The sequence below is a fragment of the Streptomyces sp. SID3343 genome, from assembly GCF_009865215.1.
Taxonomy (GTDB): Bacteria; Actinomycetota; Actinomycetes; order Streptomycetales; family Streptomycetaceae; genus Embleya.
In genome coordinates this window covers 1-19,259 of the sequence record NZ_WWJX01001254.1, presented here as the reverse complement: position 1 = coordinate 19,259, position 19,259 = coordinate 1, and the positions used below count along the sequence as shown (strand labels likewise).

The window sequence follows — 19,259 nt, the reverse complement described above, 5'->3', positions numbered from 1 at the left end:
GGGCCCCGGCCCCACCCGAGCCCGAGCCACCCCGGCCCCCGACCTACCCCAAGTCCCCCCGCAGCAGTGTGTGGATGCCCTCGATGTTGCCCCGCAGATAGGCCACCAGGCTCGCCGGCACCAAGCCCACCGACGCCAGGCCCTCCGGGGTGAACGGGACGCGCACGATGTCGTATTCGCCGTTCGGCTCGTCGACCTCCGGGCCGTGCCGCAGCGCCGGATCCATCGATTCGAGCCGGCACGCGAAGAAGTGTTGGACCTTGACCCCGCCCGGCTCCGGCACCGTGTCCACGAAGGCCGGTACCGGGTGGCCGATCTTGCCGCCGAGTTCCTCGAACACCTCGCGGCGCAGCGCCTCGGTCACCGTGGTGTCCTCGCGCTCCACGCCGCCGCCGGGGGTGATCCAGTAGGGCGCGCTGTCCGGCTTCGTGCGTTTGATCAGCACCATCCGGTCCTCGTCGTCGAGCAGGATCGCGCGAGCCGTCCGCTTCACCACTGCGAGCATCGTCGTTCCCTTCGCAAAGCGCTGACCCCGTCTGTTGTCTCCCTTTCCGGCCGGACGGGTGGTTTATGCGTGTGCGGTGGATCTCACGGAGGCGGGGGTGCCCTCACGACCAGCGCGCGGCGCGCGCGAGCAGCTCGCCGTGCAGGTGCGCGATGTGCGGTTGGCTCAGCGTGCCCTCCCGGATGGCGAGGAAGACCGTGTGCAGGGGCGGGAGTTCGGGGTCCAGAAGATCGACGACCGCGCGGCGCTCCAGCGCGTCCGCGCACAGGTAGCGCGGGAGCACGGCGATTCCCGTACCGGCGCGCACGCACTCCAGGACGGCGCGCAGGTCGGGGACCACCAAGGCGGCCGGGATCGCGGGCTTGGCGTCGAACACACCGGCCCAGTAACGCTGGGCCAGCGGCTGTTCCTCGGCCTCCCCCACCATCGGCGCGCCCACGAGCGCGCGCGGCCCCTCCGCGCGGATGCGCCCCGCCGGAAACCGCTCGGCCCACACGGGCGCGCCGACCAGGACGTACTCCTCGTCGGCGAACGGCATGGCCGAGATCCCCCGCATCCGCGGCCGGACGTCGGAGACGACGATGTCGTGCCGGGCCGACGCGAGCCCCGAGAGCAACTCGTCCCCGGGCCCCAGGGTCACCCGCAACCGCAGCCCGCGCCGGATCAGATCGCCGAGCGAGGGCAGTACGCGCAGGCTGGTCAGGTCGGTCGGGCCGGCGAAGTGGACGGTGCGGTGCAGCGGGTCGTCGCCGTGGATCTCGCGGGCCGTGATCGCCGCGATCGCGTCCAGGTGCGGCGCGAGCCGGCGGGCGAGCTCGTCGGCCGGGCCGGTGGGCGCGACGCCGCGGGGAAGGCGTTCGAAGAGCTGCTTGCCGACCTGCTTCTCCAACGCCCGGATCTGCGCGGTTATCGCGGGCTGGGAGATACCCAGGGACGCGGACGCCCGAGTGAACGACCCGGCACGGTGCACCGCCAAAAACGTGCGCAGCAAGGTCATGTCCACGGGTCCCCCGTCTCGTGTCCCCCGGCCGCTCCCGAGGCCGGGGACATCCCGTGATCCTGCCCGAACTCGTAGGTCAGCCCAAAGATGCGGCGTCGAGGGCGCGCAGCACGTCACGCACCAGGTCGCCGGTGTCCTCGCACCCCGCCGAGAACCGGACGAACCCCTGCGCCACATCGTTGCCGGCCCAGCGCGCGCGGCGTTCGGCCATGCTGTGCACGCCCCCGAAACTCGTAGCGTCGGCGACCAGTTCGAGTGCGCCGAGGAATCGTCGGGCGGTGTCCGCGTCGGCGAGTGTGAAGCTCACGACGCAGCCGAACCGCCGCATCTGTCGGTGGGCCACATCGTAGGCCGGATCGCCCTCCAGCGCGGGATGGCGTACGTCGCTCACGTCGTCGCGACCGAGCAGCGCCTCGCCGAGCGCGAGCGCGTTGGTCGCCTGCCGGTCCACGCGCAGGTGCAGGGTGGACAGCGAACGGTGCGCCAGCCATGCCTCCATCGGCCCCGGCACCGCGCCGGTGAGCCGGCGCCACGCGCGTACCCGCGCCGCGACGTCGGGGTCCGCGCACGCGACGTAGCCCAGCAGCACGTCGCTGTGTCCGGTCAGCGCCTTCGTGCCGCTCGCCGCCGAGATGTCGGCGCCGAGCGCGAGCGGGAGTTGGCCCAGCGGGGTGGCGAGCGTGTTGTCCACCGCCACGAGGGCGCCGTGTTCGTGCGCGAGCGCCGCGATCCGGCCGATGTCGCACACGTCGAGCCCGGGGTTGGACGGTGTCTCCAGCCAGACCAACCCGGCCCCGTCCAGGGCGTGTTCGAGGTCGTCACCGACCGTGGGCGCGAGTCGTACGGTGATCCCGCGCTCGGCGAGGTGTTCACCGACGCTGCGCGTGGCCGGGTAGCCGTCGGAGGGCAGCACGACCACGTCGCCGGGCGCGGTGAGGCCGATCAGGACCGCGGACACCGCCGCCATGCCGGACGCGAACGTCACGGTGTCGGCGGCGCCTTCGAGGCCGCCGATCGCGGTTTCCAGGGCGTCCCAGGTCGGGTTCGCGTGGCGGCCGTACTGGTACGGGCCCACCGGCTCGCCCGGCAGGTGGTAGGTGCCCGCGAACACCGGCCCCGGAAGGAAGGGGTCGCCGGCCTCGCCTGCCGGGGCGCCGGCTCGTACGGCTCGCGTTCCGTCCGTCCACTCCACGACGACTCCTTCATTCGCTCGAGTACCGGTTGTCGGGCGCCGACCGGCTTGATCCGGTCGACGTTTCACGTGAAACCGTGCCGGCCCCCGACCGCTCCGCTCCGGCGACCGCGCCGCTCCGGCGACCCGGCACCTCCGTACGGGACGACCGAGTACCCGGCGCAACCACCGAGTACCGCGGCGGCCGGCGTCAGTCGCGGTCGAGGATCAGGCTCAGGAACCAGCTCACGAGGCTGATCACGAGCGCGCCGAGCAGTGCGGTCCAGAAACCGTCGATGTGGAAATCGAGGTCCATCTTGTTGGACAGCCACTCGGTAAGCCACAACATCAGCGCGTTGATGACGAAGGTGATGAGCCCCAGCGTCAGGATGAACAGTGGGAGGGAGAACAGTTTGACGACGGGTTTGATTATCGCGTTGACGACTCCGAAGATGAGCGCGACGAACAGCAACGTCTTGAGCTTCGTGCCCGTCGAGGAGCCGTCCGCGAGATCGATCCCGGTCACGATTCGGCTCGCGAGCCAGATGGCCAGGGCGTTGACTACCAGTTTGATGAACAGACTCTTCATATCTTGATGCTGGCATCCGGGGGGACCCTCCCGCTCGAGTGGCCCCGGAAAGCCTGATCGTGTCGGCAGGGAGTTGGTCACATGAAGGTGTTTCGCCTGGACGATCTGGACGCGGAGCGCGCGTTCGAGCAGGGCGCGTATCTGCGCTTCCTGAACGAGCGGAACTTCTCGATGGGCCTGTACGCGCTGGAGCCGGGCGAGACCGACACCCAGAAGCCGCACCGACAGGACGAGGCGTACGTGGTGATCAGCGGCCGGGCCTCACTCACCGTCGGCGAGGAGTCCACGGACGTCGCGCGGGGGAGCGTCGTCTACGTCCCGGCGGGGGTCCCGCACCGGTTCCACCGGATCACCGAGCCGCTGCGAGTGCTCGTGTTCTTCTCGCCGCCGGAGTCGTGACGGCAGTCCTGGCCGCACGTCCGGTTGGCGCCGTGTACGACAATCGGATCGCCGAAGCCGAACGAACACGACGATCGGAAGTACTCCTCATGGCGTTGCGCGACGAACTGTGGGCCTCGATCGAGGACGTCTACGCGGCGATCCTCGACCACCCCTTCATCCACGGGCTGACCGACGGCACGCTGCCGCGCGAGGCGTTTCGGCACTACGTCGTGCAGGACTCGCACTACCTGCGCGACTACGCCAAGGCACTCGCGGTGTGCGCGGCCAAGGCGCCCGACGAGGCGACGACCGTGCAGTTCGCCACCGACGCGGCCGGGGCCATCGCGGCGGAGCGCTCGCTGCACGAGGGTTTCATGGTCGACTTCGGCAGCTCGGTGGCCGACGCCACCGCGACCGAGCCGGTACTGCCGGCCACCCGGGCATACACGAGCTACCTGCTGGCGACCGTGTACAACGGCTCCTTTGCCGAGGGCGTGGCCGCAGTGCTGCCGTGCTACTGGATCTACGCACGCGTGGGTGACGCGCTGCTCGCGAAGGGCTCGCCCGACGAGCTGTACGGGCGCTGGATCGAGACCTACGGCGCCGAGGAGTTCCAGGAGACCGTCCGCGCCGTCCTCGACCTCACGGACCGGATCGGCGAGGATCTCTCGGCGAGCGAGCGGGCTCGGGTGATCGAGCACTTCTCGACGACCGCGCGCTACGAGTGGATGTTTTGGGACGCGGCGTGGCGCGGGGAGCGCTGGCCGGTCTGATCCGCCCTGCCGGGAGCGCCGGGCGGCCCGATCACCCGTGCGGGGCGCGCCGTCCGGTCGAGCGCCGTCGGTCGAGCGCCGTCCGGCGGATTCGGCCCGGCCGGCAAGGGAAGGTGGTCGAGTGGACGTCCCGTCCGGCCGGCCGGTCTCGGCGATGGGCGACGGGCGACGGGTGTGGCTGGGAGTTGATCGACGATGGGGACCTGGATGGCGAGTTGGCCGACCTGGGCACGCTTCGTGGTGCCGGCGGTCGTGCTCGTGCTGTTCTGCTGGTTGCTGATCTGGCTGTTCTCGGCCTTCGCGATCCTGATCGTCAAGGGTGTCGTCGGGGTGGCGGTCACGGTCGGGATGGTCGTACTTGCTCGGGCGGCGATGGCGGAGCGGCCACCGCGGGATCGGAGCCGCTGACGGGGGCCGCTGGTCGTGGCCCCCGGGGTGTGCCAGGGTAGGGGCGCACATCGGAGATACACGGGAGCTCGGGGCACCGGGCTGAGAGGGCGCTGTAGCCGCGCCGACCGCAGAACCTGACCGGGTAATGCCGGCGTAGGGAGCCTTTCCATGACCAAGCACGACGCCTCGCTGTCCGCTGCACCTTCCGCTGCCTCTTCCGCTGCCTCGAAGTCCGTCACCAGCGGGCCGATTTCCCCCGCCCATCACCGCGGCTACGTCGCCGGATCGCGCGACGATCTGCGCGTACCGGTCCGTACCGTCCACCTGACCGACGGCAACACGGTCCGCCTGTACGACACGTCCGGGCCGTACACCGACCCCGCGTTCGACGTGGACGTGCGGCGCGGGCTGCCCGCGCTGCGGACGGCGTGGATCGACGAACGCGGCGACACCGCGCGCTACGACGGGCGGATCGGCGCGCTGACCCCCACGGGCCACGACAGCCCCGGCGCGGGGGCGCGCCCGCGGCGCGCCGTCGGCTCGGCGGCGGTGACCCAACTCGCCTACGCGCGCCGGGGCTTGATCACCCCGGAGATGGAGTTCGTGGCGATCCGCGAGGGCCTGGCGCCCGAACTGGTCCGCGACGAGATCGCGGCCGGGCGCGCGGTCCTGCCCGCGAACATCAACCACCCGGAGATCGAGCCGATGATCATCGGCAAGAACTTCCTGGTCAAGGTCAACGCCAACATCGGCAACTCGGCCGTCTCGTCCTCGATCGAGGAGGAGACGGACAAACTCGTGTGGGCGATCCGCTGGGGCGCGGACACCGTGATGGACCTGTCCACCGGCAAGGACATCCACACCACGCGCGAATGGATCGTGCGCAACTCGCCGGTGCCGATCGGCACCGTGCCGCTGTACCAGGCCTTGGAGAAGGTGAACGGCGCCCCCGAGGAGCTGACCTGGGAGCTGTACCGGGACACCGTGATCGAGCAGTGCGAGCAGGGCGTGGACTACATGACGGTGCACGCCGGCGTGTTGCTTCGCTACGTACCGCTGACCGCGCGGCGCAAGACCGGGATCGTCTCGCGCGGCGGCTCGATCATGGCCGCGTGGTGCCTGGCGCACCACCAGGAGAACTTCCTGTACACGCACTTCGCGGAGCTGACCGAGATCCTGCGCGCGTACGACGTCACGTACTCGCTGGGCGACGGGCTGCGCCCGGGATCCATCGCCGACGCCAACGACGCGGCGCAGTTCGCCGAGTTGGAGACGCTGGGCGAACTGGGCCGGATCTCCCGGTCGATGGACGTGCAGGTGATGATCGAGGGCCCGGGTCACGTGCCGATGCACAAGATCAAGGAGAACGTCGACCTTCAGCAGCGAATCTGCGACGAGGCGCCGTTCTACACCCTCGGCCCGCTGACCACCGACGTCGCACCCGGCTACGACCACATCACGTCGGCGATCGGCGCGGCGATGATCGGCATGTGGGGCACCGCGATGCTGTGTTACGTCACCCCGAAGGAGCACCTGGGCCTGCCCGACCGCGACGACGTGAAGGCAGGCGTGATCGCGTACCGGATCGCCGCCCACGCGGCGGACCTGGCCAAGGGCCACCCCGGCGCGCAGGCGTGGGACGACGCCTTGTCCGACGCGCGCTTCGAATTCCGCTGGCAGGACCAGTTCGACTTGGCGATGGACCCGGACACGGCCCGCGCCTACCACGACGCGACCTTGCCGGCCGCGCCGGCGAAGACGGCCCACTTCTGCTCGATGTGCGGCCCGAAGTTCTGCTCGATGCGCATCTCCCACGACATCCGCGCCGAACACGGCGACGGCTCGTCGGTGGTGACGGAGTTCGACGCGGAGGCGGTGGCGGGCATGGCCGAGAAGTCGAAGGAGTTCGCCGCCCAGGGCAACCGGGTGTATTTGCCGCTGGCGGACTGACCCCGGAAGGGGGGTGACGCATCGGCTTCACCCCCCTTCCGTCCGGTGCCGGCTTTATTACGCGCAAGGCTGACGGGGTCTCGTACGGTGGTGCGCGTGACGGTGACGGCAGGTGAGCCGCGCAGGCTCGGAGTTCCCTCGTCCGAGGCAGGAACATGGCAAAAGTCGAGCTACAGCGACCACTCGGGCGAGTGCGTCGAAGTGGCACCTGACGACGCGTCCACCGCAGTACGCGACAGCAAAGACCCGAGCGCCGGACACCTGACCATCGCCGCGACAGCATGGACCGCACTCACGAGCACCCTCCGGGCCTGACGCACACCCGAAGAATCGGAAGCCCCGTCATCAAGCTCAAAAACGGTTGACGGGGCTTCCGGCTGCGCGGTTGGGACGGCTGTCCTGACACCAGACCCGGAGGAGCAAGTCCGCGTAACACGAGGTAACTTGCCGTGAACCGGGGCTGCTCACCGGTGAGTAATCTGGTGCGATGGTGGATGTGGGGGTTGGCGAGTTGCGGCGGAGTCGTGACCGGCTCGCCCGACAGAGTGAGGCCGCCGAGTTGGCGGGAGATGACGCGGTTGGCGGATTGCTGCTCTTCTACGCCGCCGAGTGTGCGTTGAAGGCCGAGTTGCTGCGCTGGGTTCTGCGCCGCGAGGACACCTCCGCCCTGCCCGTTGAGCTGCGGAGTCACGATCTGCGCAGGCTGGCCAAGGCGGCGATGCTCCAGGATCCCGGCCCTGGCCCGGATCCGTTGCGGTGCCATCGACACACGGACGGCACGTGGGTGGAGAGCCATCATCTGCATGAGGCGTGGCGATATGGTGCGGAACTGCGCGCGGATGATCAGAAGACGGCGCTGGATGCTCTGAAGTCACTGGTGAAGGCAGCCAAGAAGGGTTCTTGAGCACTATGGCCGGCAATCTTTTCACCTGGGTGGACGTCGATTCCCAGCTCGCGGAAGCAGCGGCCGAGGGCCAGTGGCCGCGGTGGCTCCTCGAAGTGGACGCCTGGTGGGACGGGTTGGAGCTGACGGTCCTCCCTGGGACCGATACCACTGCGGTCCGCCACTGGCTGGACGGTCAGTTCGGCCTAGGATCGGCCGTCGAAGGCGAGAGTGGCCTGGAACTCGCCTTGGACCGACCCGCGGTTAGCACTTTCGAGTCGCTTTCCGTGCGTCTGGTCGAGGCGACCGATACCGGGGAAGCGCAACGCCGCCCCAGGTTCAGCGAACGTCGAGTCACCTCAGCCCTTGGTGACTCTCTTCCCCGCCCGGCAGCCGCGCAGTTCACCGGCGGCAAGCAGCTCACCGCCTTCCACTCGTTCAAGGGAGGTGTGGGACGCACCTTGCACGCGGTGGCACTGGCGGACCTGCTCGCCTCTCAGGGGCAGCACGTCCTTCTTGTCGACGCCGACCTGGAGGCGCCGGGCATCACCTGGATGTACCTGGCACAAGGGGGCCGTTGCGACGTTGCCTACGAGGATGTCCTCGCCCTGTTGCACTCCGCCAAACGGGGCGATCCGACCCAGGCCCTGGAGATCGCCGCCGCGTACCTACCCAATCAGCGGGTCTCGCGGTATCCGGGGACAGGCTGCGTAACCGTCCTTCCGGCCAGTCGGCGTAAACGACTCGGCCCGCCCCGAATCAGCCCCGCCGATTTGCTGACCGAGGATCGATCGCCATACTTTCTCAGCGAGTCGCTGGCAGCCCTCGCCGTCGCCGCCGGGGCTGACACCGTCGTTCTGGATCTCCGGGCCGGTGCTTCGGAGTTGGCGGCGCCGATTCTGCTGGATCCCCGGGTCATGCGGGTTTTCGTCACCACCGTCAGCAGTCAATCCCTCCAGGGCACTGAAACCATGATCCGGCAGTTGGGTGGGCAATCCCCTGCGCTGGCAGGAACGGATCCCACTCCCGGCGCGATTGTGACTCAGTACCGGCTCGACCTCCACGACGGCCACGCCGAGGCGGCGCGCATGGGCCTCTCGGCCGCGTTGTCGTCCACGATCGCGTTGGCCGAGACGTCTGTCGAGGGGTATGCGCCGGAAGGCATGGCGGTGGACGAGCAGGTTCTGACCAAGCCCGTATTGAGCCCGTTCCGCGAGGAGTTGCTGGCTCTGCCGCAAAGTTGGGACGCGGTGGTGGAGGTTGTCCGGCGCTGTGGTCTACCCGGCCTGCTCGGTGAGTTCGCCCCGACTGTGACACCGGCGGTCCCGACGCCCTCCGAGGCTCCGGCCACGTTGGACGCCCGTCGGAGTGAATTGGAGCGCACCGCAAGCCGACTCGTCTTCGCCGAACAGCGCGGTATGGACTCCGGCCTCGGATTCCTCACCACCGAGCCGGTACGCCGCCTGGTCGCAGATCACAGTACCGACCTCCCGGTAGCGGTCGTGGTGGGAGCAAAGGGCGCGGGCAAGTCGTTCACGTTCGCCAGGATGTGCGCCGAGCAGTCCTGGGAAGCGTTCGCCCGGAAGAGCGGGCACCGGGTCGAACGGGCCGCGATGGTGGTCCCTGTTCTGGAACCGGTCAACATCGCAGAACCGCAGGCCGGCGCGGTGTCACCGCAGGCACTACGAGACCAGGCCGCAGGCGGGTCGGGCGCCACGGCGGACCAAATTCGGAGCCATCTGAACGCGGGCCTTCGAGACGATCGGGCAGACGACCCGGAATTTTGGCGGTTGCGTTGGTTGGAGTGCTTGGCCTGGTCCGCAGGTGCCGAAAGGCTGGATCTCGCCGAAGACTTCCTCATCGAGCGCACTCAGGACCCGTCCCGGGCCTGCCTCTTCGTCATTGACGGCCTGGAGGACTGGTTGGAGTCGCTGGGGACGGAGCCCAAGCGCATCGCCCTGCGAACGCTGTTGATCGACGTTCCGGCCTGGCTCCGACGGCTCCGCAATCGCATGCTCGGCTTGGTGGTCTTCGTGCGCCAGGACTTGGTTCGCGCGGCCATCAAGCAAAACCTTGGGCAGTTCCTCGACCGCTACTCCCCGTACGAGTTGCGATGGGACACCGAGGACGCGCTTCGGTTGTCGCTGTGGGTGGCGACGTACGCCGACGCGGTGGCCACCCCGGAGTCGCCCACCGCCGATCTGGGCTATGACGAGATCGTCCACCTGCTCCTTCCCCTGTGGGGGGCGAAGCTCGGAACCGACAACTCTCGGGAGGCGTGGACCGAGCGGTGGGTTCCTGCGGCCCTCGCCGACTTCAAGGAGCAGATCCAGGCTCGTGATGTCGTTCGCTTTCTGCGTGAGGCGGCTCGTGAGTCCGTGGGGGATACGCGCTGGTCGGACCGGGTGTTGACGCCAGCGGCCATGCGTCGAGCCCTGGGTGCCTGCAGTCGTGCGAAGGTGGACGAGATCAACCAGGAGAATCCTCGACTCGGCAAACTCCTGCGACATATGGCGACCTTCTCGGAGTCCGTCAAGATGCCTTTCGAGGCGGCTGACGTGCAATTGACAGCCGAGGACGTCGAGGCACTGGAGCAGTGGGGTGCGTTGGCCAAGGACGTCGACGGGCGATACCGCATGCCCGAGATCTATCGACACGAACTCGGCTTCCGTACCCATGGCAGGGCCCGGGTGGTCCGGGGTATGTGACTCTCGGCCACGGCCGGCCGACCGCAACCACGACGGACGCAGCGACCGTCAGCCCCGTGCCGTCAAGTCCGCGACCGCACGGACCACGACCGTCTCCAGTGGGAGCCGAGTGCCGTCGGTGTCGTGTACCACCGGGGTGCCGTTCGAAGTGGCGTGGATATGGGTCGCCACGCGGTCGAGGTGGACGGCCTGGGGTAGGTCGCGGGGGGCCGGTTCCGTCCACCTGGCGACGAGGGTGGTGGGGGTCAGGTTGTTTTTGCGGCAGCAGGATTGCAGGTCGCCGGAGCGGTAGAAGCTGTGCTCGTTCCAGCAGTGCTCCACTGGTACCGGGTCGCCGGCATACAGGCCGCCGCGCGAATCCAGTCGTAGCGGGCCGAGTTGCCAATGACGGTCGACCACCGTGAGCCGGGAGGTGACCCCGTGCCAGGCCGGCACGAACCGTACGACGGGCGTGCCCGGCACATCGCCGGCCGCGACAAGGCTGCCCAGCGCCGCCGCGAAGATGTCGTCGATTCGTCGCAGGGCCTCGGTCCACCGCTCCCGGTCCGCCCCGGCCCGCTCTGCATCGGTCACAAGTCCGAATGTATCCACGAGCGACATGTCCCCGCCGGGGTCGACACCGATGAACTCCGCGCCGCCGCGCACCGGTTCGTTTCCGGTCGATGGTCCCGCCGGGCCGGCGCCGGATGGTTCGCGCGGCTCATGAGGGAGGTGCGTGTTGCTCCGTCGCGGCGGAGCCCGTTCGGCTCGGCAGTCGGGCGGCTCGTGCGGTGGCGAGGCCCGCGATCAGTCCCAGCGGGAGCGCCAACAGCCACACCAGCGTCGGGGGGCCGATCCGGGCGAGGGCGAGTCCGGAGGTCGGGCCGATCGCGGTGCCGATGTCCTGTGAGGTGGACAGGGCGGCCTGGTAGGTGGCGCTGCGGCCCGGCGGGGCGTGGCGGCTGAGGAACGCCGAGGTGGTGGGGCCGGAGATCATCATGCCGAAGGAGGTGACGAGGACGGCCGCGAGCAGGGCGGGGTAGCCGAATCCGGCGGCGGCGAATCCCGCGAGGCCCACGCCCTGAAGGGCCGCGCCCAGGAAGAGCAGGCGGCCGGTGTCGCGGCGGCCGGCCCAGCGGCTGACCGGTATCTGGAACAGGATGATGGCGAGGGCATCGACGGCGAACAGGGCCGCGTAGGCGGTGGTGCCGAGGGAGTCGATGCGGTTCAGCAGGACCAGGCCGTCGGCTTCCCACCAGGTGAAGGTGATGGTCAGCAGGCTGCCGCCGAAGACGAGAAGCGCCAGTCGGCGGTCGCGCAGAATCTGAGCGACCGCCCCGTACACCTCCTTGGCCTCCTCTCCGATGTCGGCCTGGGGTGTCTCCGGGCCGATCGCGCGGTCGGAAGGGACGGCGATCAACACCGCCAGGACTGCACCGACCAGCAGTACGCCTGCCATGGCGAACACGCTCGACAGCGAGAGGGTGACGGCCACCGCGCCCAGGATCGGGCCGATCACGCCGCCGATACTGGCCACCACGCGGGTCATCCCGTAGGCGTGGTGGAGGTCCTTCTCGGCGTGCAGGTCACCGATGAGCGCCGCGATGGTGGGGTGGAAGGCGGATTCGAAGAGTCCCGCGGTGAGAAACAGGCCGAGGGCGAGTATCGGGTGATGGACCAGGAAGAGGCTGCCGTAGCCCAGGGCCATCCCCGTGGTGGAGAGCAGCAGCATGCGGCGGTGTCCGATGCGGTCGGCCAGGGCGCCTCCGGCCAGGCCGCCGGTGAACTCACCGGCGGCCTGGACGAGGAAGAGGGCGCCGGCTGCCGCCCCGCTGAGCCCGCCGACCCGGTGCGCCCACAGGATCACGAAGGGCAGCATGACGCCGTTGGCCAGGGCGCCGAGCAGCCGCACGGTCAGCAGCCCGCGGAAGGCGGCGGTGACCTGGCGCGCCGTCGGTTCGTCGCGCGCCCCGGGAACCGCGGCCCTCACGCCGCGTCGCCCGAGGTGACGGGGCGCCGGTCGGCGGTCCAGTAGCCCTTGGCGAAGACGTGGTCGGATCCGATGCCCGCGTCGCGCACCAGGTCGCGGATCGCCCCGGCGATGTGCGCCTCGGTAAGGATGTAGACCTGTTCGAACTTGCGCACCCGCAGTTCCCGGGCGACCGCGGCGAGCAGCAACTGCGGGTCGCCGGGCAGCCGGTCGCCGCGCTCGATCCAGTGGACCCGGCCTGCCCCGACCGGAACCCGGTCGGCGGGCGACCCGGTCTCCACGACGGCGGTGGCCTCCTGGCCGGCCGGCAGCGCTTCGACCAGGGCCGCGATCGCCGGCATCGAAGCCTCGTCGCCGACGAACAAGTGGCCGTCGGCCGCGCGCAGTTCCAACTTCCCTCGGGGGCCGACCAGCTCCACGGCGGAACCGGGCCGGGCGCTGGCCGCCCAGGCGCTGCCCGGCCCACCGTCGGCGTGCAAGAACGCGTCCACGTCCCACTCGCCCACCTGCGGACGGGCGTTGCGAATGGTGTACCGGCGCTTGATCCGGCTGCCGCGGGCGTCGGTGAGCAACACCTCGATGTCCTGGGCCGGGCGGGGGACGAGTCCGATCAGGCTCGGACCGCCCACGGTCAGCCTGACCATGCTCGGGGTGAGGTGACACCGGGCAAGCACCGTACAGCGATGGATCGTCTTCGTTTTCTTCATGGGGCTTCCCCTGACGTCGGGGGTCGGCCGGGCAGGTCCCAGCCGTCCGCATCCTTTTCGAGGCATGGTGACTCGAAAAGAAGGCTAGCACCATTACGAGGCACTGTGTCTTGTTAGGCTGATCTCATGTCACGCACCCCACCCGGACAGACTCCGCCCGGACGCCCTCGCAGCGAATCGGCGCGGATCGCCGTTCTCCATGCCGTCGACGACATGCTCGTCGAGCAGGGATACGCGGCGATGACCATGAAGGGCATCGCCGAACGCGCCGGCGTCGGGCGCCAGACCGTCTACCGGTGGTGGTCCACCAAGGCGGAGATCCTGCTGGAAGCAAGCACCTCCGACGCCGCCCACGAACTGGCCACCGAGCCCCGGCCCCGTCCCACCGACGACCTCGTCGCCTTCCTCCAGGCGCTGACCGCCTTCCTCACCGTCTCACCGGCCGGTCTCGCCTATCGGGCCCTGCTCGGCGAAGCACAACACGACACCGTGGTGCGTGACCTGGTCCGCAGCGCCGACCTCGTCGGCACCGCCACTGCGGCCGTGCTCGCCCGGGTACGCCCGAACGCCCCCCGGATGCCCCCTCCGCCCCTGGCCACCGCCCAACTCGCCGGCCCCGTCGTCGCCGTCATCCTGGAGACCGGAAACCCCCTGCCGGCCACCCTGCTCGTCGACCACGCGGAACTCCTGCTCACCGCCTGGACAAGCGAGCCCACCCGCTGAACCGCGCTCCTTCCGCGGCCCGCGGCCCGGAGCCGACGAGCCACGGCGCACACCCGCAATCGGCCCAGACGGTAGAGAGACCCCGAACCTCGCCACCGCCGAGCCCAACCCTGCCCCGCTCGGCCCCCCTCAGCCGCGCCCCGGACGCACCATCCCCGACTCGTACGCGATCACCACGAGTTGGGCCCGATCCCGGGCCCCCAGCTTGACCATCGCGCGGCTCACATGCGTCTTCGCGGTCAGTGGTGAGACGAACAGGTGCTCGGCGATCTCGTCGTTGCTCATGCCGGCCGCGACCAGGGAGAGGACTTCGCGCTCGCGGTCGGTGAGGGCCTCCAGGCGGTCCGGCTTGGCGACCTTGGGCTCGGGCTGGGACAGGAAGCGGGACACCAGCGCACGGGTGGCGCCCGGGGAAAGCAGCGCGTCGCCGGACGCGACCGTCTTGATCGCCTTCAGCAGGTCCTCGGGGTCGGTGTCCTTGACCAGGAATCCGCTCGCCCCCGCCCGCAGCGCCTCGAACACGTAGTCGTCGACCTCGAACGTGGTCAGCACGAGCACCCGCACCCCGGCCAGGTCGTCGTCGCGGACGATCCGGCGGGTCGCCTCCAGGCCGTCCATTCCGGGCATCCGGATGTCCATCAGCACGACGTCGGCCCGCGTCTCCTTGGCCAACGCCACCGCCTCGGCACCGTTCGCCGCCTCGCCGACGACCTCCAGCTCCGGGTCGCTGCCGACGAGCACCTTGAAGCCCGATCGGACCAGCAGCTGGTCGTCCGCGATGAGCACGCGCACCTTCATGAGTTTCCGTCCCTACGCGCGACGAGCGCGCCCTTGTGGTGCGGCAGCACCGCATGTACCGAAAAACCGCCGGTGGGCCCCGGTCCCACCGCGAGCGAACCGCCCACGGCAGCCGCCCGTTCCCGCATGCCGAGCAGTCCGTGCCCGGTGCCGTCGGCCGCCCGGCCCTGTCGCGGTACGGGGGTACCGCGGCCGTCGTCGACCACGTCCACCTCGACCGACCGCTCCCCGTACACGACCCGCACGATCGCCGACGCACCGTCGCCGCCGTGCTTCATCGCGTTGGTGAGCGACTCCTGCACGATGCGGTACAGCGCGAGGCCGACCGGCGCGGGCGGGGTCCGGGTCTCGCCGGATTCCTCCAGCGACACCGGCAGGCCCGCGTTGCGATACGACGCGACCAGCGCCTCCACCCCGTCCACGCCGGGCGTGGGTTCGGTGGGTACGTCGCTGTCGCCGTCCTGGCGCAGGACGCCGAGCGTGGTCCGCAGTTCGCTGAGCGCGTCCCGGCTGGCCACCTTGATGTGGATCAGCGCTTCCTTGGCCTGCGGCACGTCCTTGTCGATCACGTGCGCGGCCACGCCCGCCTGGATGTTGATCATCGCGATGCTGTGCGCGACGACGTCGTGCAGTTCGCGCGCTATGCGCATGCGTTCGGCGGTGACCCGGCGACGGGCCTCGTCCTCGCGCTCGTGCTCGGCGCGGGCCAGCCGGGCCTGGACCTCGGTCCAATACGCCCGCTTGGCGCGAACGGCCTCACCGATCGCGACCGGCAGGTACATCCAGATCCCCGCCAGGAACTTCTCCGGACTGAGGATGCTCTCCGGGGTCAGCCCGATCCGCATCACCGTGTGCGTGATGGCCACGCCGGACGCGAGCCACACGGAGCGGCGTATCTGCCCGCGCGCGGCCAGCGTGTACAAGGCGACCATCGTCGGCATCAGGATCGGCCCGTCGGGGCCTCCCGCGGCCAGGAAGAACACCTGGCTCGCCACCGTCGCCACGAGCACCCACAGCGGCCACCGCCGGCGGCCCAGCAGCAGCAGGCACGACACGGCGCCGATCGACAGGTTGAGCGCGTCGGGGGTGCCCGTGGTGTTGCCCTGTTTGGGCTGCGCGAGCGAGCCGCCGACCACGCACAGCAGGACGAGCCCGATGAGGATGGTCTCGGTCGTCCACGGCCGGCACGGCATCCAGTCGGACAGCGGCTTGGGCACCGGGAGCAGCCAGGGCTTGTCCTCGGTCGCGGATGCCCCGGCAGAGCCCACGGACGAACCCTCGCCACCCCCGGCGGAGCCGTCGGTGCCCTTGCGCAGCGCGCCTCCTCGAAGCGAACCGACGGCCGTGCGAAACGAACCGCCCGGTCCTCGAAGCGAGCCGGCTGCTTCCCGAAGCGAGCCGGCCGCTCTCCGAAGCGGGGGAAGGCCCCGCACGGAAGCTTGCGCGGGGCCTTCCCTCGACATGTGTTCTCCTCGGTTCTACCGGGTGCTCAGCGGTCCCCGGCGTATACCGGCTCCCTGTCCTCGCCGGCATCGCGACGAGTCGGTTGGTGCGTGGGGCGGTCGGCGTGTCCGGGCCACCAGGCACGGTGACCGATGAGGGCCGTGACCGAGGGGACCAGGAACATCGACATCACGAACGCCGAGATGCAGATACCGATCGAGACCGCGAAGCCCATCTGGGTCATCATGTCGATGCCCGCCATCATGAGCGACGCGAACGTCCCTGCCAGGATGACACCTGCGGCGGCGATCGAGGGACCCGCGTGCTCGACGGCCAGGGCGGCGGCCTGCTTCGGCTCGTGCCCCTCCTTGGCCTCCTCGCGCAATCGGGCGACCATGAGGATGTTGTAGTCCGTGCCGATCGCGACCACGAACATGTAGATCATCACCGGGAGCATGAACATCACTCCCGAGTTGCCCATCAGCGTCTGGAAGACGAAGACGGTCGCGCCGATCGTCGAGACGAAGCCCAGGACGACGGCCAGCATCAGGTACCACGGTGCCACGACGCTGCGCAGCAGCAGCCCCAGCACCAGCGCGATCAGCAGGCCGGCGACCGGGAAGATCACCGACAGGTCGCGGTTGGTGGCCGTGCGGATGTCCGTGAAGGACGCCGTCGCACCGCCGACCATGACCTTGGTGCCCTCAGGGGCCTTCCCGTGTACCTCGGCGCGCAGCGGCTTGATCGTGTCGAGCGCCGAGTTGGCGAACGGGCTGTCCTTGAGGATGACGCCGATCTCGGCGGACATCCCGTCCGCGCTGAACTTGGCGTGCGGCTTGGGGTCGACGTCGCCCTGTTCGCTGACCTTGTCGACGCCCTTGGTGCCGCCCAGCGACATGGCGAAGTCTTCGACGGTCTTGCGATCCAGCTTCCCGCCGGTCCTGCTCTGGACGTAGACCTGGGTCGGGTTGAGCGTGCCGGCCGGGAATTCCAGCTGCATGTCCTTCATGGCCTTGGCCGACTCGGTGTCGCTCGGCAGCTGGCTCAGCTGGTCGTAGTCGGCCTTGAAGTTCAGCGCACCGGCGGCGAAGGCGACCATGATCACGCCGGACACGATCGCGACCGCGGCCGGCTTGCGGCCGACCAGGTTGCCGATCTTGTGGAACGCGGTGCCCTTGGGCTGCTTCTGCCACGACTTGGACGGCCAGAACACCTTGGGGCCGATCAGCGACACCACCGCGGGGACGAGGGTCAGCGCGGCGATCGCCATCACGATGACGGCGATGGCCAGACCCGGGCCCATCGACTTGAACGAGCCGAACGTCGCGAGCAGCATCGCGCCGAAGGCGATCACCACGGCGCCGGCGGCGGAGGCGATGGCCTCGCCGACCCGCTCGACCGAGACGATCATCGCCTGCTTCTTGTCGTCTCCCGCGCGCAGTCGTTCCCGATAGCGGAAGAGCAGGAACAGGATGTAGTCGGTGCCGATGCCGAACAACACGACGATCAGGATCGTATTGAGCGACTGGTCGACCTGAAGGCCGGTCGCCTTGCCCACGATCGCGATCACCGGCGAGGCCACCATCGACACCAGGCCGACCATGATCACCGGCAGGAAGGCCGCGATCGGACTGCGGTAGATCGCCAGCAGCAGCACGATGATCAGCACGATCGTGACGATGCCGACGATCGCCTCGGCCTTCTTGAAGGCCTCCTCGTTGTCGACGTTGATCGCCACGCCGCCGGTGAAGCCGAGCTTGAGGTCGGTCTTCTCAACGAGCGGCTTGGCCTTGTCCCGCAGGTGCTTGAGCGCCTCGTTGACGAACTTGTCCTGTTGTTCGCCCTTGATGTAGGCGGTGGACAACGCGATCTTGCCCTCGGCGGGACCGTTCTCGACCTTGCTGACGTGCTCGACGCCCGCGCCGGTGAGGTCGGCCGCGAGCCGCTTGACCGTCTCCTTGTCCGCGGGCGTCAGTTCCGCCCCGTCGGCGCGCTTGTACACGAGCAGCGAGGTCTGCTCGGTCGACTGCGGGAACGCCTTGTCCGCGAGTTTCTGAGCCTGTGAGGACTCGTATTTGTTGGGCAGGAAGCTCGCCTGGTCCTGGTTTGTCAGGTCGCTCAGACTGGGAGCGAACAACACCAGGGCCACCGCGGCGACGATCCAGCCGGCGATGACCTTCCAGGGATTGTGGACGACGAGCCTGCCGAGTCGTCCGAACATCTCGAATTCTCCTCAGTCGCGTGCGCGATCCCGTCGGTGTGACCGACCCCCGAAGACGCCTTGTGATCGAATTCACAAGCCGTGCCGATCGCCGCACGAGCCGAGAGAACGCTGGTGGTGTCAGCCTCGACGGTAGGCAGGGCACGCGCCCCACTTCAAATGAAAAACACGCCATTGACACAAGTTCCGCCCTCGGTACGAGACGGCCGCACCACGCCGGCAGACCCGGGCATCACCGCGTACTCCAGCGGGAGTACACGCCCCTCGTGCCTCGGGATGAACGGGGAAGACAGTGGATGCCAAGCGGGCGCCCACCGAAACCCAAGAACGTCGGGCCAGGATCCTCGTCGTGTGGTGGGCCGACGACCCCGAGCGAGTGGGCCCACCACACGGGGGAGGGATCGGTTCGGGGACTTCCAGGGGGGAGAGACTCCGAACCGGCCCCGGCCCGGGCGGCCGACCGCGAGCGGGTCGGCGGACCCTGCTCCGGCCGCCCGGCCACGCACGGACACGACGCGCCCGCCGGGACGAAGGGCGTCCCGGCAGGCGGCGCGGTTCCTCGCGTATTCGTGGCCCGCTCAGACGACGACGCAGGTGATCCGGGCGGCGCTCTGCTCGTGCGAGGCGGGCGCGGTGATCGGGGCGGGGGCCGCCGAGGCCACCGGACCGAGCAGCGAGCGGGTCCACAACGCGTGCGCCCGCAGCACGCGCGGGCCGGTGAGGATGCCCGCCGTCAGGAACGCGATGCCCAGCGGGACGGCGGCGAGCGCGGTCGAAGCGCCCTGAACGGGGATCATCGCGTACCAGTACGTGCCGCCCGCGTCGACGATCGGCTCGTGGACGAACGGCATCACGATGCCCAGGAGCCCGAACGCGATCAGCGCCATCGGCAGCACCGCGAGCAAGAAGCCGACCACCGGGTTCACCAGCGAGTGCAGCAGGTCGCGCCACGTGGCCGGGTCCGACACGAGCGCGACGTTGCGGCGCCACAGGCCGGCGATCCCGCCGCCGGCGGGCGGGGCCGCGCGGTAGGGCTGCTCGATCTCGA

19 protein-coding genes and 1 riboswitch are annotated in these 19,259 nt (G+C 69.6%); of the genes, 8 read left to right on the top strand and 11 right to left on the bottom strand.

Annotated elements, in window-relative coordinates:
* Positions 1-43 precede the first annotated feature (43 nt).
* The 4 genes from GT354_RS39480 to GT354_RS39465 all read right to left on the bottom strand — a co-directional run bounded on the left by GT354_RS39480 (position 44) and on the right by GT354_RS39465 (position 3,265).
* A complete protein-coding gene (locus GT354_RS39480; protein WP_161361182.1) occupies positions 44-505 on the bottom strand; it encodes an NUDIX hydrolase in 462 nt (153 codons plus the stop codon).
* A gap of 103 nt (positions 506-608) precedes the next feature.
* On the bottom strand, positions 609-1,508 hold the full coding sequence (locus GT354_RS39475; protein ID WP_161361181.1) for a LysR family transcriptional regulator: 900 nt from the start codon (positions 1,506-1,508) through the stop codon (positions 609-611).
* A 73-nt stretch (positions 1,509-1,581) separates the two neighbouring features.
* A complete protein-coding gene (locus tag GT354_RS39470; protein ID WP_161361180.1) occupies positions 1,582-2,697 on the bottom strand; it encodes a cystathionine gamma-lyase in 1,116 nt (371 codons plus the stop codon).
* 190 nt (positions 2,698-2,887) lie between these two features.
* Complete coding sequence (locus GT354_RS39465) at positions 2,888-3,265, bottom strand: phage holin family protein (protein WP_161361179.1); 378 nt, start codon at positions 3,263-3,265, stop codon at positions 2,888-2,890.
* An 81-nt stretch (positions 3,266-3,346) separates the two neighbouring features.
* Here GT354_RS39465 and GT354_RS39460 point away from each other — a divergent pair, with 81 nt between their 5' ends.
* The 7 genes from GT354_RS39460 (at position 3,347) to GT354_RS39430 (ending at position 10,350) form a co-directional block, all read left to right on the top strand.
* A complete protein-coding gene (locus tag GT354_RS39460; RefSeq protein ID WP_161361178.1) occupies positions 3,347-3,664 on the top strand; it encodes a cupin domain-containing protein in 318 nt (105 codons plus the stop codon).
* A gap of 32 nt (positions 3,665-3,696) precedes the next feature.
* Positions 3,697-4,419, top strand: coding sequence for a thiaminase II (tenA, locus tag GT354_RS39455; protein WP_346012379.1), 723 nt, complete (start codon positions 3,697-3,699; stop codon positions 4,417-4,419).
* Between the two features lie 195 nt (positions 4,420-4,614).
* Complete coding sequence (locus tag GT354_RS39450) at positions 4,615-4,827, top strand: hypothetical protein (protein ID WP_161361177.1); 213 nt, start codon at positions 4,615-4,617, stop codon at positions 4,825-4,827.
* A 50-nt stretch (positions 4,828-4,877) separates the two neighbouring features.
* A riboswitch (TPP riboswitch) is annotated at positions 4,878-4,986 on the top strand.
* Positions 4,978-6,759: a phosphomethylpyrimidine synthase ThiC gene (thiC, locus tag GT354_RS39445; RefSeq protein WP_202512801.1), complete on the top strand. Its 1,782-nt coding sequence runs from the start codon at positions 4,978-4,980 to the stop codon at positions 6,757-6,759. Its footprint overlaps the riboswitch before it by 9 nt.
* Before the next feature lie 96 nt (positions 6,760-6,855).
* Positions 6,856-7,074 (top strand): DUF397 domain-containing protein, encoded by a 219-nt coding sequence (locus GT354_RS39440; protein ID WP_346012378.1) that lies wholly within the window; start codon positions 6,856-6,858, stop codon positions 7,072-7,074.
* 172 nt (positions 7,075-7,246) lie between these two features.
* The gene (locus tag GT354_RS39435; RefSeq protein WP_161361176.1) at positions 7,247-7,663 is read left to right on the top strand and encodes a hypothetical protein; all 417 of its coding nucleotides are present in this window, start codon (positions 7,247-7,249) and stop codon (positions 7,661-7,663) included.
* Between the two features lie 5 nt (positions 7,664-7,668).
* Positions 7,669-10,350: an AAA family ATPase gene (locus GT354_RS39430; protein WP_161361175.1), complete on the top strand. Its 2,682-nt coding sequence runs from the start codon at positions 7,669-7,671 to the stop codon at positions 10,348-10,350.
* 48 nt (positions 10,351-10,398) lie between these two features.
* Here GT354_RS39430 and GT354_RS39425 read toward each other — a convergent pair whose 3' ends face one another.
* From GT354_RS39425 to GT354_RS39415, 3 genes are all read right to left on the bottom strand, one after another.
* Positions 10,399-10,923 carry a hypothetical protein gene (locus GT354_RS39425; protein ID WP_161361174.1) on the bottom strand — a complete coding sequence of 175 codons (525 nt, stop codon included), beginning with the start codon at positions 10,921-10,923 and terminating at the stop codon, positions 10,399-10,401.
* 127 nt (positions 10,924-11,050) lie between these two features.
* Positions 11,051-12,319: an MFS transporter gene (locus tag GT354_RS39420; RefSeq protein ID WP_161361173.1), complete on the bottom strand. Its 1,269-nt coding sequence runs from the start codon at positions 12,317-12,319 to the stop codon at positions 11,051-11,053.
* Positions 12,316-13,026, bottom strand: coding sequence for a siderophore-interacting protein (locus GT354_RS39415; protein ID WP_161361172.1), 711 nt, complete (start codon positions 13,024-13,026; stop codon positions 12,316-12,318). The genes GT354_RS39420 and GT354_RS39415 overlap by 4 nt, the downstream gene beginning before the upstream one ends.
* Before the next feature lie 126 nt (positions 13,027-13,152).
* Here GT354_RS39415 and GT354_RS39410 point away from each other — a divergent pair, with 126 nt between their 5' ends.
* The gene (locus tag GT354_RS39410; RefSeq protein WP_161361171.1) at positions 13,153-13,749 is read left to right on the top strand and encodes a TetR/AcrR family transcriptional regulator; all 597 of its coding nucleotides are present in this window, start codon (positions 13,153-13,155) and stop codon (positions 13,747-13,749) included.
* Positions 13,750-13,878: 129 nt separating this feature from the next.
* Here GT354_RS39410 and GT354_RS39405 read toward each other — a convergent pair whose 3' ends face one another.
* The 4 genes from GT354_RS39405 to GT354_RS39390 form a co-directional block, all read right to left on the bottom strand.
* Complete coding sequence (locus tag GT354_RS39405; protein WP_161361170.1) at positions 13,879-14,547, bottom strand: response regulator transcription factor; 669 nt, start codon at positions 14,545-14,547, stop codon at positions 13,879-13,881.
* Positions 14,544-15,815 (bottom strand): sensor histidine kinase, encoded by a 1,272-nt coding sequence (locus GT354_RS56815; RefSeq protein WP_161361169.1) that lies wholly within the window; start codon positions 15,813-15,815, stop codon positions 14,544-14,546. The genes GT354_RS39405 and GT354_RS56815 overlap by 4 nt, the downstream gene beginning before the upstream one ends.
* Positions 15,816-16,036: 221 nt before the next feature.
* Positions 16,037-18,211, bottom strand: coding sequence for an MMPL family transporter (locus GT354_RS39395; protein ID WP_161361168.1), 2,175 nt, complete (start codon positions 18,209-18,211; stop codon positions 16,037-16,039).
* A 578-nt stretch (positions 18,212-18,789) separates the two neighbouring features.
* A partial coding sequence (locus GT354_RS39390; protein WP_202512800.1) for a sensor domain-containing protein occupies positions 18,790-19,259 on the bottom strand: 470 nt, incomplete at its 5' end.